The 21,253-nt window shown below is 39.4% G+C and carries 16 protein-coding genes and 1 pseudogene; 12 read left to right on the top strand and 5 right to left on the bottom strand.

Annotated features, from left to right (window positions below):
• Positions 1-130 precede the first annotated feature (130 nt).
• The 4 genes and pseudogenes from RCG17_RS16685 to RCG17_RS16670 all read left to right on the top strand — a co-directional run bounded on the left by RCG17_RS16685 (position 131) and on the right by RCG17_RS16670 (position 3,877).
• Entirely contained in the window at positions 131-571 is a 441-nt protein-coding gene (locus tag RCG17_RS16685; RefSeq protein WP_308171265.1) for a cytochrome C, read from the top strand.
• A 19-nt stretch (positions 572-590) separates the two neighbouring features.
• Positions 591-2,476: pseudogene (gene nosZ / locus RCG17_RS16680) on the top strand (Sec-dependent nitrous-oxide reductase).
• Positions 2,477-2,691: 215 nt separating this feature from the next.
• Positions 2,692-3,264, top strand: a complete 573-nt coding sequence (locus tag RCG17_RS16675) for a hypothetical protein (RefSeq protein WP_308171264.1) — start codon at positions 2,692-2,694, stop codon at positions 3,262-3,264.
• A gap of 25 nt (positions 3,265-3,289) precedes the next feature.
• Complete coding sequence (locus tag RCG17_RS16670) at positions 3,290-3,877, top strand: YhcN/YlaJ family sporulation lipoprotein (protein ID WP_308171263.1); 588 nt, start codon at positions 3,290-3,292, stop codon at positions 3,875-3,877.
• 65 nt (positions 3,878-3,942) lie between these two features.
• Here the strand turns inward: RCG17_RS16670 and RCG17_RS16665 are convergent, their stop codons facing one another.
• Positions 3,943-4,869: an HPP family protein gene (locus RCG17_RS16665; RefSeq protein WP_308171262.1), complete on the bottom strand. Its 927-nt coding sequence runs from the start codon at positions 4,867-4,869 to the stop codon at positions 3,943-3,945.
• Positions 4,870-5,059: 190 nt separating this feature from the next.
• Between RCG17_RS16665 and trmL the strand changes: the two genes are divergently transcribed.
• The 7 genes from trmL to RCG17_RS16630 all read left to right on the top strand — a co-directional run bounded on the left by trmL (position 5,060) and on the right by RCG17_RS16630 (position 11,980).
• Complete coding sequence (trmL, locus tag RCG17_RS16660; protein ID WP_308171261.1) at positions 5,060-5,530, top strand: tRNA (uridine(34)/cytosine(34)/5-carboxymethylaminomethyluridine(34)-2'-O)-methyltransferase TrmL; 471 nt, start codon at positions 5,060-5,062, stop codon at positions 5,528-5,530.
• 139 nt (positions 5,531-5,669) lie between these two features.
• Positions 5,670-6,506, top strand: coding sequence for a hypothetical protein (locus RCG17_RS16655; RefSeq protein WP_308171260.1), 837 nt, complete (start codon positions 5,670-5,672; stop codon positions 6,504-6,506).
• A 152-nt stretch (positions 6,507-6,658) separates the two neighbouring features.
• Positions 6,659-7,411, top strand: coding sequence for a prolipoprotein diacylglyceryl transferase (locus RCG17_RS16650; RefSeq protein WP_308171259.1), 753 nt, complete (start codon positions 6,659-6,661; stop codon positions 7,409-7,411).
• Complete coding sequence (locus RCG17_RS16645; protein ID WP_308171258.1) at positions 7,383-8,786, top strand: radical SAM protein; 1,404 nt, start codon at positions 7,383-7,385, stop codon at positions 8,784-8,786. Before RCG17_RS16650 ends, RCG17_RS16645 begins: the two co-directional genes overlap by 29 nt.
• Entirely contained in the window at positions 8,786-9,061 is a 276-nt protein-coding gene (locus RCG17_RS16640) for a hypothetical protein (protein ID WP_308171257.1), read from the top strand. The genes RCG17_RS16645 and RCG17_RS16640 overlap by 1 nt, the downstream gene beginning before the upstream one ends.
• A 347-nt stretch (positions 9,062-9,408) precedes the next feature.
• Positions 9,409-10,422, top strand: coding sequence for an alcohol dehydrogenase AdhP (gene adhP / locus RCG17_RS16635; protein ID WP_308175867.1), 1,014 nt, complete (start codon positions 9,409-9,411; stop codon positions 10,420-10,422).
• A gap of 64 nt (positions 10,423-10,486) precedes the next feature.
• Entirely contained in the window at positions 10,487-11,980 is a 1,494-nt protein-coding gene (locus RCG17_RS16630; RefSeq protein WP_308171256.1) for an aldehyde dehydrogenase family protein, read from the top strand.
• Between the two features lie 65 nt (positions 11,981-12,045).
• Here the strand turns inward: RCG17_RS16630 and RCG17_RS16625 are convergent, their stop codons facing one another.
• From RCG17_RS16625 to RCG17_RS16615, 3 genes are read right to left on the bottom strand one after another with little or no spacing between them, the layout of a single operon-like run.
• Positions 12,046-13,521, bottom strand: a complete 1,476-nt coding sequence (locus RCG17_RS16625; protein WP_308171255.1) for a sigma-54-dependent transcriptional regulator — start codon at positions 13,519-13,521, stop codon at positions 12,046-12,048.
• Complete coding sequence (locus RCG17_RS16620; RefSeq protein ID WP_308175866.1) at positions 13,518-15,146, bottom strand: PAS domain-containing sensor histidine kinase; 1,629 nt, start codon at positions 15,144-15,146, stop codon at positions 13,518-13,520. The genes RCG17_RS16625 and RCG17_RS16620 overlap by 4 nt, the downstream gene beginning before the upstream one ends.
• 35 nt (positions 15,147-15,181) lie before the next feature.
• Entirely contained in the window at positions 15,182-16,330 is a 1,149-nt protein-coding gene (locus RCG17_RS16615; RefSeq protein WP_308171254.1) for an iron-containing alcohol dehydrogenase, read from the bottom strand.
• A gap of 306 nt (positions 16,331-16,636) precedes the next feature.
• Between RCG17_RS16615 and RCG17_RS16610 the strand changes: the two genes are divergently transcribed.
• On the top strand, positions 16,637-17,404 hold the full coding sequence (locus RCG17_RS16610) for an SDR family oxidoreductase (protein WP_308171253.1): 768 nt from the start codon (positions 16,637-16,639) through the stop codon (positions 17,402-17,404).
• 127 nt (positions 17,405-17,531) lie between these two features.
• Here RCG17_RS16610 and RCG17_RS16605 read toward each other — a convergent pair whose 3' ends face one another.
• The gene (locus RCG17_RS16605) at positions 17,532-21,194 is read right to left on the bottom strand and encodes an efflux RND transporter permease subunit (protein ID WP_308171252.1); all 3,663 of its coding nucleotides are present in this window, start codon (positions 21,192-21,194) and stop codon (positions 17,532-17,534) included.
• Between the last annotated feature and the right edge of the window lie 59 nt (positions 21,195-21,253).

Here is a 21,253-nt window from a genome sequence, read left to right as displayed (position 1 = left end):
CAAATTTTTCTTTTTTATCAGCCAGTTCCCCAAAAAATTTTGCAAAAAAATATTCTATGTAATGTTTAACTTTTCAGGAAAAACGCAAAATAACTGAGAAAATATACAACTTGGATAGGAGGGATTTTTATTGGGATACGGAAGGTTAATTATGATTTTTCTCTGCAGTTTTGCCATCACATTCAGCGTTGGATATGAGTACTTTACCAATACTCCAAAAAAGAACGTGAGTCAGCCAAAAACAACTGCACCGAACACTGCACCAGCCACTCAAAGTACCGACAAAACAGAAACAACCACGGCAACGGCTGGAGAGGGACGGATTTTTGTTCAGCGGGGATGCGTACAATGCCATAGTGTTAAAGCATTGAATATTCAGGGCGGCGCCGTTGGTCCCGATCTTTCAAAAGCCTACACAGAAGTTGAGGCGAAACACGGAATTCCCATCCAACAATTCCTGAGAAAGCCCAATTCGGCAGTCATGTCAGGCGTTTTGGGGAATAAACCTCTCACCGATGAAGAATATAATGCTGTTCTTACGGCATTAAAAGCTGCTTCGGAAAAGCCATAACATCACTGGAGGAAAATCTATGCAAAAAAAGGATCTGATTGCAATTATCAGCGGGCTGGTCGGGGGACTTTTAGTTTCTACCGTAGCCTTTGGCGATATTGGTATACCTTCCCGACAGGGGCAGCAGCAAACACAATCAGCCGAGGCTTCTGCTGCTGAAAAAGTTTATGTTCCGTTTGGTAAAAAAGATGAATATTATCTGATGGCTTCTGGTGGACATTCAGGCCAGCTTTTTGTCTACGGAATCCCTTCCATGCGCCGTATTCGAACAATTCCCATTTTCTCTCCTGATTCAGCAACGGGTTATGGATATGATCAAGAATCAAAAAAACTGATGGGAGATTATTCTTGGGGAGATTTTCACCATCCTGCCCTTTCCGAAACCAATGGAGACTATGATGGAAAGTATTTGTTTGCTACAGATGTCGCCAATAACAGGGCAGCAGTTGTTGACTTAAAAGACTTTTCAACAACAGATATTCTCCATGTTCCCAATACAGGGGGACCTCACTGTGCAGCTTTTGTGACGCCTAATACTGAATATTTATTTTTACCAACACGGTTTGCAGTTCCGCTAGGCTTTGCTTATTCACCTTTGGAGCAATATAAGACTACGTACAAGGGAGTCACCTCAGCTGTAAAGTTTAATACGGATACTAAGAAATTAGAATTAGCTTATCAACTCATGCTCCCTCCCTGGTCCTTTGATTTATCTGATTCCGGGAAAAAAATGTCTGATGGCTGGGCTGTTATGACTACATACAATACCGAAGATGCCACAACGGAAATGGAAATCAATGCTTCCCAAAAAGATCGCGATTATGTTGTTTTGTTTAACTGGAAGGAACTCGAAAAAATGGCGAACAGCGGTCAATATGATCTTGTAAATGGAGTAAAGATGATTGATCCAACCAAACATAAGGGTGCCGTCTATTTAGTTCCATGTGCGAAATCACCGCATGGTGTAGATGTTACCCCTGATGGGACACGCTTCGTCGCATCAGGAAAATTGGCCCCGGCAATGACAGTCTTTTCTTTTCAAAAGGCGTTTGATGCCATCAAAAACAAAAAGTTTTCCGGGAAGCTGGGGGAATCCCCGTGTTAGATTACAAATCCGTGATGGAAAGAGAAGTGAACCCACCTAATGCACTGGGACCTCTGCACACACAATTTGATGATAAAGGCAATGCATTTACGAGTATGTTTATTTCCTCTGAAGTCGTGAAGTGGAATGTGGGTAGCGGGAAGGTGCTCGATCGCGTTTCCGTTCAGTATTCTCCTGGGCATATTGCTGCTGCAGAAGGGGATACTGTCAGCCCTGACGGAAAATATTTAGTTTCACTTAACAAATTAGCAAAAGATACCTACCTACAGGTTGGACCATCCCATCCTGAGTCGTTGCAATTGATTGATTTAACTACTCCTAAGATGCAGATTATTCAAACGATGCCAGCCGATCCAGAACCGCATTATGCTCAAATTGTAAAAGCAGATAAACTAAAACCTGAGCTTATTTTTGATAAAGATACAAAGAGACCTTTTAGTATATGGGATCAAAAGGATGCCCATATTGAACGGAAAGGCAATGAAGTGCATGTATATGGTGTGGCACTAAGGTCCCATTTCGTCTTTGATAACAGTGCTCAAAACAAAGATTCGGTAACCCTAAACCAGGGAGACCATGTTTTCTTCCATCTAACAAATATCGATCTTGATGAAGATATAACCCATGGTTTCGGGATAAATTCCTATGATCTCGATATGGAAGTACAGCCAGGACAGACAAAAACAATGGAGTTTATTGCAGACAAAGCAGGAACATTCCCTGTTTATTGCACGAATTTCTGTTCAGCTCTACATCAGGAAATGAATGGTTATTTATTAGTGAAGCCAAGTGGAACTTAAAGAAAACTCGCCGATTGGCGAGCCCCTAAGGGCGAAGACAGAGGCGTAGTTGCCCTTATACTTGCCTATTAGCTAAGAAAACGAGTGAGGAAAACCTCACTCGTTTAGATTATCATTCATGTTCGTTGTTCCCTGATTTTACTACATCTCGGAACTGTATTTACTCATCCTCCCAGGGAAAGATACAAATAACTTTTTCATTGGGAGTGTAGGCAATGAAACTCACCCGTTTGTCAACGATCATGTTAAGCCTTGGTGCAGTGCTGATCATTATTTCCATTTTTCTTCCGTGGTGGGGAATGAAATTTTATGCCCCTCAGTATCCAGAAGGGTTGGACATCATTGTTTATCCCTATAAGATGACAGGACAATTAGATATTATCAACGGATTAAATCACTATATCGGAATGAAAAATTTCAGCGAAGAAAGTTTTCCTGAACTTAAATTTTTACCATATCTCCTTGCAGGAATGGCTTTGCTTACATTAATTGTTGGAGTTCTCAGAAATAGAACCTTTCTATATGTATTAATCATCATTTTTATCATGGGCGGAGGGTTAGGACTATATGATATCCATCGCTGGCTTGCGGATTATGGAACCAATTTGGACCCTACTGCTCCGATAAAGATGAAACCATTTGTTCCACCGATTATCGGAACAAACAAAATCGCCAATTTTACAACTATTAGTTATTTCACTTATGGATCTTATTTACTTGGACTTTCGTTTCTCCTTATCCTGTTTGCACTTTGGAGAGATCGAAAACAAAATAAAAAACCCGAATAAATTGACCAACCAGGAGGCTGTGTCTATGCTTAGTAAGCTTGGAAAAAATATGGCAGCTGTATTATTAATTCCATCCTTAATATTAACAGGGTTATCGGCCTGTGCAACAACGAAAAATCAGCTTCAAACCAGTGATAATCACGAAGGGACGATGACGACTGAAACAAATCTTTCCAACTATCCGAATGCTGGAAAAGTTAAATCTGTTCAAAACCCTTATAATCAAAATTACAGTGCTGCAGTAGACGGAAATAGGCCCTTGGCTTATACCGAAGCTGATGTACGCTCGGCAATTATCACAGCAAAAAGAATAGCGGGGGTTGCCAGTAAAGTGCCGGGAGTAACAAGAGCCTCCGCTGTTGCCCAAGGAATTGATGTGGTGATCGGCATTGATGGTAATGGTAAAGTCCCAGCCCAACAATTGGAAAAACAAGTTCAACAAGCAGCCCAAAAAGCAGACAGTGGCTATAATATCTATGTTACGGCTGACCCAACTCTTCATAATAAGATTCGATACATGAATACAAGCATGACCAATGTAAGAAGCAGTCAAGTTACCAAAGGAATCAGTAATGTGATTTATGAAATTGGCCGCCAAAGTGCGACTAAGTAAAAGCTTCTTCTTTTTAAGATCTCCTAAAAATGGGGCTGTCCTGACGTAACAGCCCCATTTTTTATTTACTTTGATAAAACCTGCTTAAATGAAAGAAATTTAAGGGAAAAGATTGGTTCCAATCGGATATACCATATTGCCATTTCTGATAAAGCCCAGCTCTCAACAAGAACGGTCAGTGGAAATTTCCAAACTGGAAGTTCCCCGATAATTAAAGGCAAGAGAGATATGGCAAAAGCCGGAGGAAGTTTGACCCCCAATAAAAGCATGAATTGGAGGGAAGTCAATACTGATATCAATCCAACCAAAAGAGTTAAATGCGGGAAAATTTGATGGCATCCTGCCCCTATTAATGCACACAATGTTAGTAAAGTAATTTGCTTACTCACAAATAAACGATTAATCTCGGTTTTGCTAAACCATTCATAGGTAACAACTAATAGCGGAGGGATAATTCCTATTTCAAGCTTCAATACCCAGCAAAATAGAATAAATAGCACGATTAAAAAAGAATAAGCTACTTTCCTCGTGGATTGTTTGTCTATAGGATGCTTATTACTTGTCCTATTTTTTATTGCTCCAAGCATAATCACGAATGTTAATACGAAAACAGATAATACATAATCCCATGAATGAATTCCCAACACGAGAGGCAATATTGCTGCAGAAATGGATGGTCCGATCAATGATTTCAAGAAATGAAGGGCAGCAACCACCAATATCAAAGCGAGGCTTTCTTTCATAAATATAGATATTGGGCAATTGTTCAAAATAATAGCTAAGCTTGCTGATAGCGTAGGCATCAAACAAATATGCTGAAAATTACGATTCCAGCGTTCTTCTTTAAATACCCAACAGCCAACAGCTAATGCTGATGCTTCTGGAAAAAGGATCTCAGAATTATTAATAATTGATGCTATAGATAACATCAATTCGACGAATAAAAATACTACTATCATTGGTATCCACGCTTTTTTCCAAGAAAAATCCATCGAAATCTCCTCACTCAGGCAGTAAAGTTTCTATTAATATTCGTCGATTCTAAACAAATTATTTACCCTTACTTACTCCACAGGGCAAGCCCACGTGGTTTTACGGGCAAATTCTATAATAGAAATCCTTAGGTCTGCACAACATTATGCTATAATTTTGAGGGGAAAATAAAGATAGAGGTGACCATTCTTGGCAATACATGTTGTACTATATCAACCAGAAATTCCAGCTAATACTGCAAATATTGCTCGTACTTGTGCCGCGACCGATACAAGGTTGCATTTAATACGGCCACTTGGCTTTTCAACTGATGAAAAAATGATAAAACAAGCAGGTTTAGATTTCTGGCATTCTGTAAACATAACGTATTATGACTCATTGGATGACTTTTTTTCAAAAAATCAAGGTGAGTTTTACTATATTGAGACGTTTGGTGAAGAACCACATTCAACTTTTGATTTCAGTGATGTATCAAAGGAACATTATTTTATGTTTGGAAAAGAATCCACGGGATTACCAAAGGATTTACTAGAAACAAATAAAGATCACTTTTTGAGGATACCAATGAATGAGCATGTACGTTCACTGAACCTTTCGAATACAGCTGCGATATTGGTGTATGAGGCTTTGCGCCAGCAAGGATATCCCAATTTAAAATAAAAAAATCTTCCTAGCCTTGGAAGATTTTTTGTTTTTCCATAAAAGCATATTGTGCTGAACTACTATTTCGTTTAATAAATATTTCCTGTTAAGTGAACAATAATAAAACTAAATGTCAAAAAGTAAAATGGTGTAATGAATGAGAAAAAGGAAAAAATTTTTTAATAAGAATTCAATGCCTTTTTTATTGTTAGCAGTTATACACTTAGGTTTGTTTTTGATATTGTTAAAACGTAAAAATCGAAAGGATATTTGGATTTTACTATTATCAAATATAGGTTTTGCTTATCTATTCGAGTACCCCATCCTTAACTTATTTCACGGTTATAAATACAAACCTTCAATTTTGAAAGAACGTGTTTTTGATTCATTATTAGGAGCTATTTTCTCTCAGGCGGTATACGTACCAATTACATCTACCTTTTTAACTCTTTTCAACAAGAACTGGAAGTGGAAAATCAGTTTTAGCATTTTTTATTATTGTATTGAGAAACTATTTTTACGATTAAATATTTATAAAGTATATTGGTGGAGGCCTATATACACTCTAGTTTTTCTAAATGTATATTTTTATATAAGTGATGGGTTTTATAAGGCACTATCAATCAAAAAAAGATGGGCAATGGTAATGGCTCATTACTTTGCTACTGAAGTAGTCTGGATTACTTTAATGTATATTTTTGCAATGAAACATTATATTCGATTTGGGCGTGGATATTTCTTTTCGTGGTATGAACATTTTAAAATAATTCCTTTATACAGTTTAATACTTTCTTTTATCGCTACCATTACTTCCTCAAAGACAGGGGTGTTTTATAGGATATTACCTCCACTAAGCCATATTATTATTGATATAGCTTTGGTAAAAATGGATATCTTAAAAGTGAAAATCAAACAATTTTTCGTTACTAGTTCTCGATACCTACTAATGACGTTTATTTCAAGATTTTTTTATAAAACAATTTACAAACGTTAAAAGCCTTGAAGGTAACTGTTAACAGTTACTTCCGGGCTTTTTTGTATTTCGGCTAAGGCTGAATCTAAAAAATATATTATTTTTTCTGTTTAAAATACACAACCATATGCTTTAATAAAAGTAAGTAAATATTTAGAAAAAAAGGAGTATTTATGAAATTCCCAGTCTATCTTTTTGGAATTCATCCCCATCTGCTATTTGAATCCCTTTCCTATTTCATCGGGTTTCGGGTGTATTTGTATACTCGGAACAAAGAACGAATTCCGATGGAAAAAGCATTATGGATTGTGGTCGGTGCCATATTCGGTGCGTTTCTCGGCTCCAAAATCGTCTACTGGATGGAAAACCCTGTGAAAACCTTACATCAATGGAATAGCCTCACATACATGATGGAAGGAAAAACGATTGTTGGCGGACTGCTTGGAGGTCTGATTGGAGTCGAAACGACGAAAAAAATCATAGGATGGACGCGCTCGACGGGTGATGACTTTGTCCTCCCTCTTGCAGTGGGCCAGATGATTGGAAGAATCGGCTGTTTTTTAACGGGACTCGACGACCATACTTACGGCACATCGACTAATTGGATTACAGGTGTCGATTTCGGAGATGGAGTAAAACGGCACCCGACGCAGCTATATGAAATTGCTTTTTTATTGGTGTTAATCCTCTTTCTAACTTTCATCAAGAAGAGACGTAAATTATACGAAGGATATTTATTTCAAATTTATATGTTTTCGTATTTGATGTTCCGTTTTTGGATTGATTTTATCAAACCGACACCGCACCCCTACTTTTATCTTAATAATATACAAGTCGTAAGCCTATTAGGTCTCGTTTATTATGTATGGCTCATGCGTAAAAAAAGGAGAGAATTATATGCCGAACCGTCCTTATACCTATTATGATTTCACTGTTAGTATCTGCTCAACCTGTCTAAGAAAAGTGGAGGCAAAAATCATTTTTGAAAATAACTGTGTTTACATGGTAAAAACGTGTATGAAGCACGGCCGAGAGAAAGTCTTGATTTCCACCGACATTGATTACTATAAACTTTGCAGGGAGTTCATCAAACCATCTGAGATGCCTCATCGTTGGAACACGCAGGTCCAATATGGCTGCCCTTATGACTGCGGATTATGCCCTGACCATGAGCAGCATAGTTGCCTAACCCTCCTCGAGATTACCGAAAAATGCAATTTGCAATGTCCCATCTGTTTTGCGGAGTCGTCACCAAATAAGGGCGGCTTTCGCTCATTAGAACAAATTAGGCTAATGCTCGAAAGCATAATCGCCAACGAAAAAGAACCTGATATTATCCAAATCAGCGGGGGCGAGCCAACAATCCACCCCCAATTTTTTGAAATCTTGGATATGGTGAAAAAAAGCCCAGTCAGACACATTATGCTTAATACAAATGGACTTAAGATTGCTACTGATAGAGATTTCGTGAAGCGTCTTGCCAAATATAAACCAGGATTCGAGATTTACCTGCAGTTTGATAGTTTCGAAAAAGAGGCGCTTGAGGAACTTCGTGGCGTTGATTTGCAAGATATTCGCCAAAAAGCAATCGATCATTTAAATGAATTTAATATTTCCACAACATTAGTGGTTGTCCTGAAAAAAGGCTTGAACGACCATGAAGTCGGGAAAATCATTCAATATGGTCTTAAACAAAGCTGCGTTCGCGGAGTAACGTTTCAGCCCGTTCAGGAAGCAGGAAGACTGGAACGATTCAATCCGGAGGCTGACCGCTTGACCCTTAGCGAGGTTCGCCAGATGATCATCGATCAGTCAGGGGTCTTCGGTGAAAAAGATATGGTACCAGTGCCTTGCCACCCCGATGCCCTTGCGATGGGATACGCATTCAAGAAAGACGGTGTCGTGACACCACTGACGGGAATGATTGATAAAAATATTTTGCTTGAAGGTAGCAGAAATACAATTGTATTCGAGCAAGATGAAGATATCCGAAAACAGATTTTTAAGCTCTTTTCTTTAAATCATTCTCCTCAATCGTCAGCCCTATCACTGAAAGATTTGCTTTGCTGTCTTCCGAAGGTCAATCTGCCAGGGACGATAAGCTACGCCAATGTGTTTCGAGTAATTATTATGCAATTTCAGGATGCCCACAACTTCGATGTTCGTTCTGTGAAAAAATCATGTGTCCATATCGCACACCCTGATGGAAGAATCATTCCTTTCGACACCTATAATTTATTTTATCGGAATGATAAGGAGCAGCAGCTTTTGAAAATAAGGGAGGAAATTGAGGTGATCTAATGAACAATAGCAATAAAGACAATCAGTCCAAAGGGAATTTAGGTATCGGGATTGGCATTGGGATTGTTTTTTGCATTATAGAGATTGGAATACTAATCAGTTTACCTACAGTATCGTCATATTTAGTATGGATTCTACTGCTTGTTTATCTTGGTTTGATCATTTATTTCTTTAAAAGCGGGAAAAAGTTCACTGGCATCGGGATGCTGATTATTTTTGGGTTTGCTCTTTTTCTAACCGCCGCCTGTTTTGGGCTGTTTTTGTCTAATAATTAATATGGCGTGCAGCCAAAAAATCAGTTGACCGCATTAAAAGAATTACGGAAACGTTAAATATTTTATGTATTTCATCCACTAAGCACCAAATCTTTGGTGCTTTTTTGTTGCAATTTTATCCAATGAACTCCATCTAAGCTTTAATATGCTCAACAACCAATGAACCGATAAATCGTCGTAATTCTGACAACTTATCGGCCGAATGAGCCAAATTTTCGGCTAAAATAACAGGATTATTTATTAAAAAGCATGTTTGAAAGCGTTTTTATAGTTGGCACGGTTTTTGCAATAGAATGAATGAATCAAAAATTGAGGGGAGAGATTTTTTTATGTGTGAAAACAGAATGATGAAAGCTGCAGTAGTAAATGAATTTAAACAACAACTAGAAATTAAGGAAGTGCCCGTGCCTGAATTAGAATATGGTGAAATTTTGGTTAAGATAAAAGCTTGCGGAGTTTGTCACACTGACTTACATGCTGCACACGGAGACTGGCCGGTAAAACCAAAACTTCCACTTATTCCAGGGCATGAAGGGGTTGGGATCGTTGAAAAAGTTGGGGACGGTGTCTCTTCGATTAAAGTAGGCGATCGTGTTGGTGTTCCATGGTTATATTCTGCCTGTGGAGAATGTGAATACTGCTTAACAGGCCGTGAAACATTGTGTCCAAATCAATTAAACGCAGGTTACTCAGTGGATGGGGGATATGCAGAATATTGTAAAGCTCCCGCCAACTATGTGGTCAAAATTCCAGAAAATCTTGACTTTGAAGAAGTAGCACCAATTTTCTGTGCCGGAGTTACCACTTATAAAGCCTTAAAAGTGTCAGAATCTAAGCCCGGAGATTGGGTGGCCATTTATGGTATCGGCGGTCTCGGACATGTTGCACTTCAGTATGCCAAAGCGATGGGTTTCAATGTCATTGCAGTAGACATTCAGGATGACAAACTTGAATTAGCAAAAGAATTAGGTGCTGATCTTACCATTAATGGATTAAAAGTAGATCCTGTTCAGGAAATCAAAGACAAAGTAGGCGGAGTTCAATCAGCTGTGAGCGTTGCGGTAACAAGAAAAGCGTTTGAACAAGCTTACGGTTCGGTAAAAAGAGGCGGCACACTTGTCGTTGTCGGTCTGCCAAATGATGAACTGCCAATTCCGATTTTTGATACGGTGTTAAATGGGGTCACAGTAAAAGGTTCAATCGTAGGAACAAGAAAGGATTTACAGGAATCCATTGAGTTTGCGGCACAAGGGAAGGTCCGCACAAACATCGAAGTTCAGCCGCTTGATCAAATTAACAATATATTTGACCGGATGGAAAGTGGAAAAATCAATGGACGTGTTGTTTTATCCATTTCTTAAAAAACTATAAGTGTCTTATATAACTCTATGAATTTATTAAATAATGCGGGATGGAGTGATGTTGATGCAAAACTTAAGTACAAAAGGAACAGGAGTAAGTCCAAGATTAGAAAATTTTTTAAAGGGGTTAAAGAAACTCTATATAAACGGACAATGGGTTGAAGCCCTTACCTGTAGAACATTCCTAACTGTTAACCCGGCAACGGGAGAAAAGCTGGCCGATGTGGCAGAGGCCTGCCCTGGAGATATTGATGCAGCTGTAAAAGCAGCCCGAGAAGCGTTCGACCATGGACCTTGGTCTAAAATGGGAACAGCTGAGAGAAGCCGTCTCATCTATAAATTAGCTGACTTAATGGAAGAACATAAGCAAGAACTGGCGGAGCTTGAGACATTGGATAATGGGAAGCCACTTCGTGAAACCATGAATGCAGATGTTCCTTTAGCAATTGAACATTTTCGTTATTTTGCGGGCTGGGCAACAAAAATTGTGGGACAAACCATCCCTGTACAAGGAAATTATTTTAACTATACTCGTCATGAGGCATTGGGAGTAGTCGGACAAATCATCCCTTGGAACTTCCCATTGTTAATGGCTGCATGGAAACTGGGTGCTTCGCTGGCAGCGGGTTGTACGATTGTATTGAAACCAGCTGAACAAACACCACTTTCAGCTTTATATTTGGCCAAATTAATAGAAGAAGCAGGATTTCCAAATGGAGTTGTCAACGTTGTACCTGGTTTTGGGCAAATAGCCGGCGCACCACTGGTGGACCATCCATTAGTGGATAAGATCGCTTTTACTGGTTCAACGCCTGTAGGAAAAGCAATTATGAGAAAAGCAAGTGATTCATTGAAACGGGTAACCCTTGAGCTTGGCGGGAAATCACCTAACATTATTTTGCCGGATGCCGACCTTTCAAAAGCAGTGCCTGGTGCATTGATGGGCATTATGTTTAACCAAGGCCAAGTTTGCTGTGCGGGAAGCCGTTTGTATGTTCAGAAGAAATTGTACGACAATGTCGTAGCTGATTTAGTATCTCTTACAAAGGATATTAAACAAGGTAATGGACTGCTCCAGGAAACGACAATGGGGCCGCTGATCTCTAAACAACAGCAAAATCGTGTAAAAGGATACATTGATAAAGGTATCGAAGAAGGAGCAGAAGTATTGGCAGGGGGTAGCATTCCATTCGATAAAGGTTATTTTGTTTCTCCGACGATTTTTGCAGATGTCGATCATTCGATGACGATTGCGAAAGAAGAAATTTTTGGTCCGGTTGTGTCAGCAATGCCATTTGCTGATTTGGATGATCTCATTGAAAAAGCAAATGACTCCGATTTCGGGCTGGCTGCAGGTGTTTGGACGCAGGATATCAAAAAGGCTCATTATCTTGCCAACCGAGTAAAAGCAGGCACAGTTTGGGTGAATTGCTACAATGTATTTGATGCAGCAAGTCCATTTGGAGGCTACAAGCAATCCGGTATCGGCCGTGAAATGGGCAGCTATGCATTGGAAAATTATACTGAAGTAAAAAGCGTTTGGGTGAATATGGATTAAAGTATTCTACTTATTCGAAGATGAAAGCACCTCATTAGACAGGTGCTTTCATCTTTTTTAGTATCTCATTCGATATTTTGAAATTCCGGGCTGCCTTTTTTTTCGTTTAAGAGGTAACGAAGCTTTCTCATCGTAATTTGTAATCTTTTTGCGGCTTCTTTTCGATTCCCATGTGCATCTTTTAAGCTTTGTAAAATGAAGGCCTTTCCTACTTGTGACTCCAGTGTTTTAATCTGTAAAAGAACATCCTCAAGACCGAATCCCTCTTTTTGTTTGAAAACGGCAAGAATTTCATTGGTCCACTTTTGCAAGTAACTTTCCAGATGATTTTCCTGCTTTGCTGAATCTGCTGGTTTCATTACTTTTTCAGGGAAAGACGATCTTGCAGCTTGATTGGAAAAAGATAAATCGTCTGCAGTAATCACACTGCGGGTTGAATCAGCGAATGTAACGATCCTTGTAATAAAGTTGGATAATTCGCAGATATTCCCGGGCCATTCATAGTTCTGCAGTACCTCCATTGCATCATGGGAAAAAGTGATATCAATATTTGGATGCCGCTCTAGGCAGTGGTCGATCAATAAAGGGATATCTTCCTTTCGTTCACGAAGTGCCGGTATCTTTAAATGCACGACATTTAAACGATAGAATAAATCTTCCCTGAACTTCTTTTGTTGAACAGCTTCTTGGAGGTTTTCATTTGTGGCAGCAATCAAACGTGTATTTGTACGTAAGATACCTTCACTGCCAACACGAAAAAATTCACGGGTTTCTAGAACCCGAAGCAATTTCACCTGGATGGCTGAGGATGCTTCCGCAATTTCATCAAGGAACAGAGTCCCCTTACTGGCAATTTCAAATAGACCTTTTCGAAGCTGCGTTGCTCCCGTAAATGCACCTTTTTCGTGGCCAAACAGTTCACTCTCTAATAGGGATTCGGAAATGGCCCCACAATTTACCCCGATAAATGATTCATGACTGCGCCCGCTTGCTTGATGAATATAACGGGACAGAACTTCTTTCCCGGTTCCAGTTTCACCCTCAATAAGGACATTGACATTCTTCCCCGCAACTTTATAGGCAGTCTCCAGCAGCAGATTCATTGCTTCGTTTCGGCCAAAGATAAGCCCTGCTTCACTGGCAACGTTTTTAATTTGTTCGTAAGTGGAGGTATCATTGGAAACTAATAATTGATCCACTTGTTTCTCCAATAAATCAATATCATCAAACGGCTTTTCAATATAGTCACTTGCACCAAGTTTTATAGCATCAACTGCTGTTTGAATGGTACTGTAGCCAGTCATGATAATTACCTTGCACCGCGGCTGAAATTTCTTTAACTGTTGCAATAAGGACAGTCCGTCTGCATCAGGCAGTTTTAAATCAACCATCGCAGCATGGAAAATTTGCTTTGTAAAATCAATGGAAGTAAATTCTTTGCCGCTGTTCGCCACTTGCACATGATACCCTTTAGACTGAAAAAGATGGGACAGAAAATTGCCGATTTCTTTTTCGTCGTCTATGATTAATAAATTTGTCATGTGGTCACCTCCATTCCTTTCGATTGTTGAATGGGCAATTTTAAAATGAATGTACTGCCCCTATGGAGTTTGCTTTTCACTTCAATGGTTCCCTCATGTGTTCTGGCAATACCAATACTTACGGATAAGCCTAATCCAGTTCCCTTTTCTGATTCCTTTGTGGTGTGAAAGGGGTGAAAGATTTCAGATAATCTGTTTTCCTCAATTCCAATCCCGTTATCAATCACAGATAAGTGGACCTCGTTTGATTGACACTCCGTTTTAATAAGGATTTCCTTATTTTTTTCAGATGAAAGCTCCATGGCATCTTTGGCATTCAGCAGTAAATTAATAATGATTTGTTCAATCTGCGGCTGGCTCCCTTCAATTACGGGCAAATCTTTTTGAAGGAGGAGTGATATCTTGATCTTGTTTTTTTCTAATTGATATTTTAAAAGATTGAGCACTTGTTCTACCGCTTCATTGAGAGAAAAGGAGTCAAAAAAATATTCATCCTGCCGAGAAAAAGTCAAGAGACTTTTAATAATTCGTTTACAGCGATCTCCGCAATTTTTTATATCGTTAAGAAGAGAAAACGAAGAATCTTCCTTTGATGTCGTACGTAATAACAATTGAGAATTTCCCAATATTGCCGTTAAAGGACTATTTAATTCATGAGCGATACCTGCTGCCATTTCCCCGATGGCAGCCAATTTTCCTGAATGGAGAAGTTGGACTTCCATCCTCCGCTTTTCTGTTACATCCTTTATATAGGCGATCACACCATAAACCTGCTGTTCATTGTTGAAGACAGGATATGTATATAATTCACAGGTAGATTGATTTGGCAGATGTATTTCATTGTAGCCGGCCTTTTTTGATTGGAATGTTTCTCTCACCAGCGTTTTACATCCTTCTTCCAATAAGGCAAAGTTTGCCTTTTCGGATAGTTTGAAAAAATTCTTTACTGAATCATTTAACTGAATCATGTTTAAATCTTTATCAAAAACAATAATCATATCATCAACAGCTTTAAATGTATCCTCCCATTCCTGCTTTGCCCGTAATACTTCGTTGTATAATTGAGCATTTTCAATACTGACTGCCAGATGGTCTGTAAGTTGCTCCAAAAATGCAAGATCGTCAATGCTCCAATCAGAATCATCATGGCGCCCTATGCTTAAAATACCTATCCTTTTGTTTTTACTATATATAGGCAATACCAATACAGTTTTTAACTGTAGAATGGTTAGAAATTTCTTTTCGTAAAAATTCACCTCAGTGTCATGCAATCGCTGAAAAATGATTTTCCTGTTATTTAAGGCAGACCAATAAAGGGAATGTTCATTGTGAATTGCTGTTCCCATTTCCATACTATGACTTTCTGCTGGATAAACATTTGTTAGCGTTAGGTCATTGTTCCGCAGCAATAATATACCTAGACGATCAAAGTGGATAAGGACTCTTAATTTTTCGATCATATTTTTCAATATTTCCTGCAGCGGCATATCCACTTTAATATTTTTCATCACTTCATTCATGATTTCCAGTTGCATATTTTTCTTTTTTAATTGATCGACCGTTTTCTTTAGTTCAGTATAGTAACTTTTCTTGGAGGATTTAACGCCAGTCAATTGGGCAATCATTTCATGTTTGTCCTCGAGCAAGATGATTCACCGCCTTATAATACTTTTTTCAGTAAATTTTTAACCTGTTCGAGGTCCATATCACGGGGGTTGGTAATCATACACGCATCTTCAAGCGCTGTTTGACTTAAACTATCAATTATTTCTTCTGTCATTCCTACTTCCTTTAATTGCTTCGGTATCCCGATATCAATCGATAACTCTTTTACAAAATTAATAGCTGCATTACCGGCTTCTCTTTGTGTCATTCCTCTTGTGTCTACTCCCATTAATTCAGCTATTTCTGTAAACCTTTTAGGAGCAGAAATAAAGTTAAAATCCATTACATATGGGAGCAGTATGGCATTGATTTCTCCATGCGGAAGAGGAAACCTTCCGCCAACCGCATGGGAAATCGCATGTGCAGCACCTAATATTGCATTCGAAAACGCAAGTCCGGCTTGCAAACTGGCCATTGCCATTGCCTCTTTTGCTTCCTCATTTGTTTTTGAAGCTACCGAAGGACGCAAGTAAGTGGAAACAAGCGAAAGTGCATTTTTAGCCTGAACGTCAGTAAGCGGTGTTGCCGCGATGCTCACGTAAGATTCAATTGCATGTGTTAGAACATCCATACCGGTTGCGGCTGTTAGAGCACTACTTTTTGTAACAAGTGTGTATGGATCAATGATCGCAATATCCGGCACTAGTGTCTTTGAAATAATCGTCATTTTCTTTTTTCTATTAGAGTCAACAATAATTGAAAATTGAGATACCTCCGACCCTGAACCAGCAGTCGTCATAATCATGATCATTGGCGGGAGGGGTTTTTCAATTCTATCTACCCCTTCATAATCACTGATTTTTCCGCCGTTCGTAACAAGAATCGCAATGGCTTTTGCTGCGTCTAATGCACTTCCTCCGCCAATTCCGATAATTGCATCACATTCATTGTCAATAAACGCTCGGCAGCCGTTAACCACTTCCACATCTTTTGGGTTGGCTGAAACATCAATGAATGCAGCAAATTTAAGGCAGGAGTCTTGGCATATATCTATAATTCTTTCCAGCCATCCGGCGTTTGCAACGCCCCTATCACTTACAATCAATACATTCCTTGCGCCCAGCCTTAGGCAAGCATCCCCCGTCTGTTTAATTGCATTTTTTCCAAAAATAATTTCGGGTGTAACAAATTTATTGATGTGCATAAGGATCACCTATAGTCAATTAATCTTTAAATCATATATTCCCGTTTTTTGATGAAGAAATAACCTATCTGATTCTCATTTTAATAGATAAATTCAATTAATGTCAGATTATTTATAATTATAATACAATTTGTTGATGCTCCCAAACTTATTTGATAAATCATTTTCTTAACGTATGTTGTTTATTCAGGATTATAGAATTAAATAGGATAAAAATTTTGTCATATTCATACCAAAAATTACAATATGGAAAGATCTATAATAAGGATATGAAATCTCAACAATTGTTAGAAAGGGAGAAAAAAATTGAAACATGTTGTGATAACTGGAAGTACGAGAGGAATCGGTTTTGGTTTGGCAACGGAATTTTTAAAAGCAGGTTGTAAGGTAACCATTAACGGCACAACACAAGAAAGCGTGGATAAGGCTTTAATTAATCTTCAAGAATACATTCCTGATAATGTTATAGGATTCCCAGCAAGGGTCGAGGAATTAGATGATGTAGAAAAGCTGTGGGATTATTCCCAAAAGCACTTTGGGAAGGTAGATATTTGGATTAATAATGCAGGAATTGACCAGGATCGAAAGCTATTTTGGGAAATGGGACAAGCAGAATATGAAAAGGTTATTCGCACAAATTTATTGGGGGTACTAAATGGGAGCAACGTTGCTTTCAGACACATGCTGGAGTATGGGGATGGTCAAATTTTTAACATGGAGGGTTTTGGCAGCAATGGAATGATGCGAGAAAAGATGACTATTTACGGTACGTCCAAAAGCGCAATCAGTTACTTCACCCGCTCACTAGCTCTCGAAGCAAAGAATACGAATGTGAAGGTTGGCACCTTAAGCCCTGGTATGGTGGCAACGGACTTTCTAAGAAAATCGCTTGATGAGCAAAATAGAAAAATCTATAACATCCTTGGTGATAAAGTGGAACCTGTTACCCAATTTCTAGCAAAAAGGATTTTGAATAATCAAAAAAATGGAGCCAATATTCAATGGTTAACAAAACCAAAAGTGATGTGGCGTTTTATGAGTTCCCCATTTGTAAAACGTGATATTTTTAATTAGAAAAGCCAGCTTCAATTTACTTTCACTCTGATTTGTTTTGTGAACATCGAGTGTAAAGTATCTCATGTCGTTTGGCAACAAAAGAGCGTTAGTACTTTATATACTAACGCTTTTTGTTTTAAATAATTTAGTTTATAACAGCATTTTGTTTTAGCTCCTTGCGATGTATACGCAAATGGATCAATTCATATACCAACGGAACGATGCACAAGGTTAAGATGGTTGAAGTGAAAAGTCCACCGATAACGACAACTGCAAGCCCCTGCGAGATTAATACACCTTCCGATGCACCAAACGCTAATGGCAATAACGCACAAATCGTTGCTATGGCAGTCATTAAGATCGGTCGAAGTCTTGTCGTTCCCGCTTCTAGCAAGGCCTCCCTGACACTCATTCCGAGTGTTCTTTGTTGTTCAACTCGCTGGATAAGCACGATCGCATTGGTAACAACAATTCCCATTAACATCAAAATACCAATTAGTGACGAAACGCTAAGCGGCTGATGGGCGATATAGGTTCCGAAGAACGCACCTATTAACGCCACTGGCATTGAGAAAAGAATGGCAAATGGTGCTGCCCATCCTCCAAACAAAACTAGCATCACAATGTAGACAATGCCGATTGCTACAAGAATTGCTTCAATAAGTTGGGTAAAACTCTGATTTTGCTGCATGACGGAGGACGATTGTCCTACCTGAACACCTGAAGGCAGTTTTAATGCATCAATCGCCTTCAATACGCTCTTCAGCGTTTTGCTAGTGTTCTGTGTTGTATAGTCACCTGAAATCTCCGCATATGAATCACCATTTTCGTGAAATACAGATGTCGGTGTTTGAACACTGCTAACACTTGCAACATCGCCAACTGTAACGGTTTGACCGGTCGATGTACTGATCGGAAGCCCCTGAATGGCAGTCAAATTATTCAAAGCTGTGGAACTATTCAACACAACATTCATGTTATATGTTTGTCCGTTAATATTGACAGTGCCAATGTTTTGCTGAGAAAGATAGTTTCTGACAGCACCTGCTATTTGCTGAGCGGTTAAACCATACTTTGCTGCTGATTCCATATTTGGTACCACACTAATTTCAGGCTGTGTGTCTGCCAAATTGCTTTTTACATTAGCCAAGCCTGAGAAGCTTTGCAGGCGTTTCGTAATTTGGGTTGCTGCTTTCGAAATGGAAGCCTCATTTGAACCGTTAACAACGATATCAAACGATGTACCGCCACCGCCCGTCATTTGACCCTTAACCTGAATCGTTGCTCCATTTGTTGCCAAGTTTGCGGTTTGCTTTCTTGCTTTTGCTAAAAATTGGTTCACATTAGCAGAGGCCTTTAAAGCAACATTTAATGAAGCAGTATTCGTTGCTTGCGTTCCTCCGCCGCCTCTCATACCCATTCCGCCGCCACCGCCTACGGAAGTGTTGATACGAGAAATCTCTGAAGAATCCTGTTTCAGTGTCTGTTCAACTTGCTTTGCCTTCGCATCTGTAACATCTAACGTTGTCCCTGCAGGCATTGCAATCGAGATCGTTGCAGTTTGCTGCATAGAGTTTGGAATGAAGGTGCTTCCTACTAAAGGCAACACCATCAGTGATGCGACAAAAGCAATGACTGTACCGAATATCACCCAGCCTTTATGGTTCAAACACCAACTCAAAATGGACTGGTAGCGTTTTTGCCATGGACGCTGTTCCGTTGTTGCTGCTACATAAGGGTTATGGCTTTTCGTATTTTCCCCCTTCTTCAAATCAGGATGAATGCTTCCATTTCGATGTTCTTTCACATCTAGCCAGTTATATGCAACATTTTTATTAGGCTTACGTACTACAAATAACCATGCAAGAATTGGAACAATCGTTAAAGCAACGATTAATGAAGATGCTAATGAACATACAACCGTAAGTGAAAACGGGAAAAATATTTTCCCAACCATCCCTCCAACCATGGCAAGTGGAAGGAAAACAGCGATGGTTGCTAAAGTAGATGACAAAATTGCATTTCCTACTTCTTTTGTTGCGTACAATACAAGTTTTTTTCCATATCCTAAACCGTTTTTCCACGTTCGATAGATATTTTCTATGACAACAATACTGTCATCAACAACACGCCCTGTCGCTACCGCAAGTCCACCGAGCGTCATAATGTTAAGTGTGACACCATAGCGGGCGAGCAAAATGATCGCTGTAAGAATGGAAACTGGGATAGACACAACAGCAACAACGGTCGTTAGCCAGTTTCTAAGGAACAATAGTATGACAAGGACTGCGAATAAGGCGCCTAAAACAGCCTCCTTCACTAGGCCATTAACAGAATCTGTAATCATTTTCGAAGAATCAAACAGTGGTACGATTTTAACACCGTTTGGCAGCTGCTTATTTAATGTTTTGAATTGAGCATTGACGGCTTTCACAACCGTTACGGTGTTAGCATCTTCAGTTTTGGAAACAGTCACCAAAATACTCTGCTGTCCATTCGTCCTATTTATTGAACTTCCGACAGGGGGCTGCATGGACACAGTCGCAATACTAGAAAGTGGGATAGTGTCCAGCGTTGTCGATTGCGAACTTGAAGTATCCGTGATTGCCGAAGGCTGTTTTAACTGTGATTGCTGTTTTGCAGCAGGTTTATTCTTAGTATTGGAAGTACCGCCTGTTGCATTAGAAGCACTGGATGCTGCACTCATTTTTGACTGAATTTGCGTCAATTGCTGCTGAAGCTGTGATTGTGCATTCTCCAGGGCAGAAATCTGCCCTTGCAGTTTAGCAATTGTTTGCGGGTCTTGGCTTTCCTTTGGCATTGCCATTTGTTGATTAAGCGATATTTCAGCACCAAAGATCTGACCTTGAATTTGTTGTAGCGACGTGAGCATTTGGTTTTCTGCCTGCAAAAGCCCTACGCCCTGACCCAACTGGCCAACACTTTGACCCAGCTGACCAACGCCTTGCGCCACTTGACCAACACTTTGGGCAACCTGTCCGATCGATTGTCCCATTTGACTCAAACTATTTCCAAGCGCTTTTTGCATATTCGCTGCTTGATTAGCCGGAATTCCAATCTGCAAGTTTTCAATGTCAGCCAGAGATTTAAATGTTGAGTTTAATTGTACCGGTTGAACTTTTCCATCTGCAGTGGCAGTCCCAAGCGGTACAGAAGAATTGTCACCTTGTAAATCTTGAAGAACCTGCTGAAGCGTTAGGTTATATTGGCTCAGTTTTGCAGGATCAAACTGAATCATCACATTGTCTGCATCCGCACCTGCAGCACTAACAGTTGCCACTCCACCTACACCTTGCAGTGAAGGCACTACAGAATTATTGACAACACTTTTAAGCTCTTCGCTAGACAATTTGTTGGATGCAACCGTAAATGTCAGTACAGGAGTATTGCTAAATGAGAATGATCTTACATTTGGTTTAGCTGCTGTGGATGGCAACTGAACCTGGTTGACAATCTGCTCGACATTTTGTATGTCGGATTTAAGATCTGCATTCATATTTAATTGAAGCTCAATTTGTGAAACATTTGCTACAGATGTTGAAGTAATGGTGAGTACATCTTGTGCACCATTAAGGGCCTTTTCAATTGGCTTTGTCACATCTGTCGCTACCTGGCTGGGAGATGTGCCTGGGTAGGTCGTCATGATTGAAATTATTGGAACAGACATATTCGGCATAAGGTCTTCCTGTAATCCAAATGCTGATAATATGCCCCCAATTGCAATCAATAGCACAAGAATAACAATTGCAACCGGGTTTCTAAGAGAAAACTTAGTCAGAAAATGCATTTTTTGAAATCCTGCCTTTCTAGTTTTATTTAAACAAAAAAACTTCCTATGTTTTTTAA

This window comes from Neobacillus sp. PS3-12 (assembly GCF_030915385.1).
Taxonomy (GTDB): Bacteria; Bacillota; Bacilli; order Bacillales; family Cytobacillaceae; genus JAEVLT01.
Note: the sequence above shows the minus strand (reverse complement) of the source record. Positions and strands in the feature narration are given on the sequence as shown.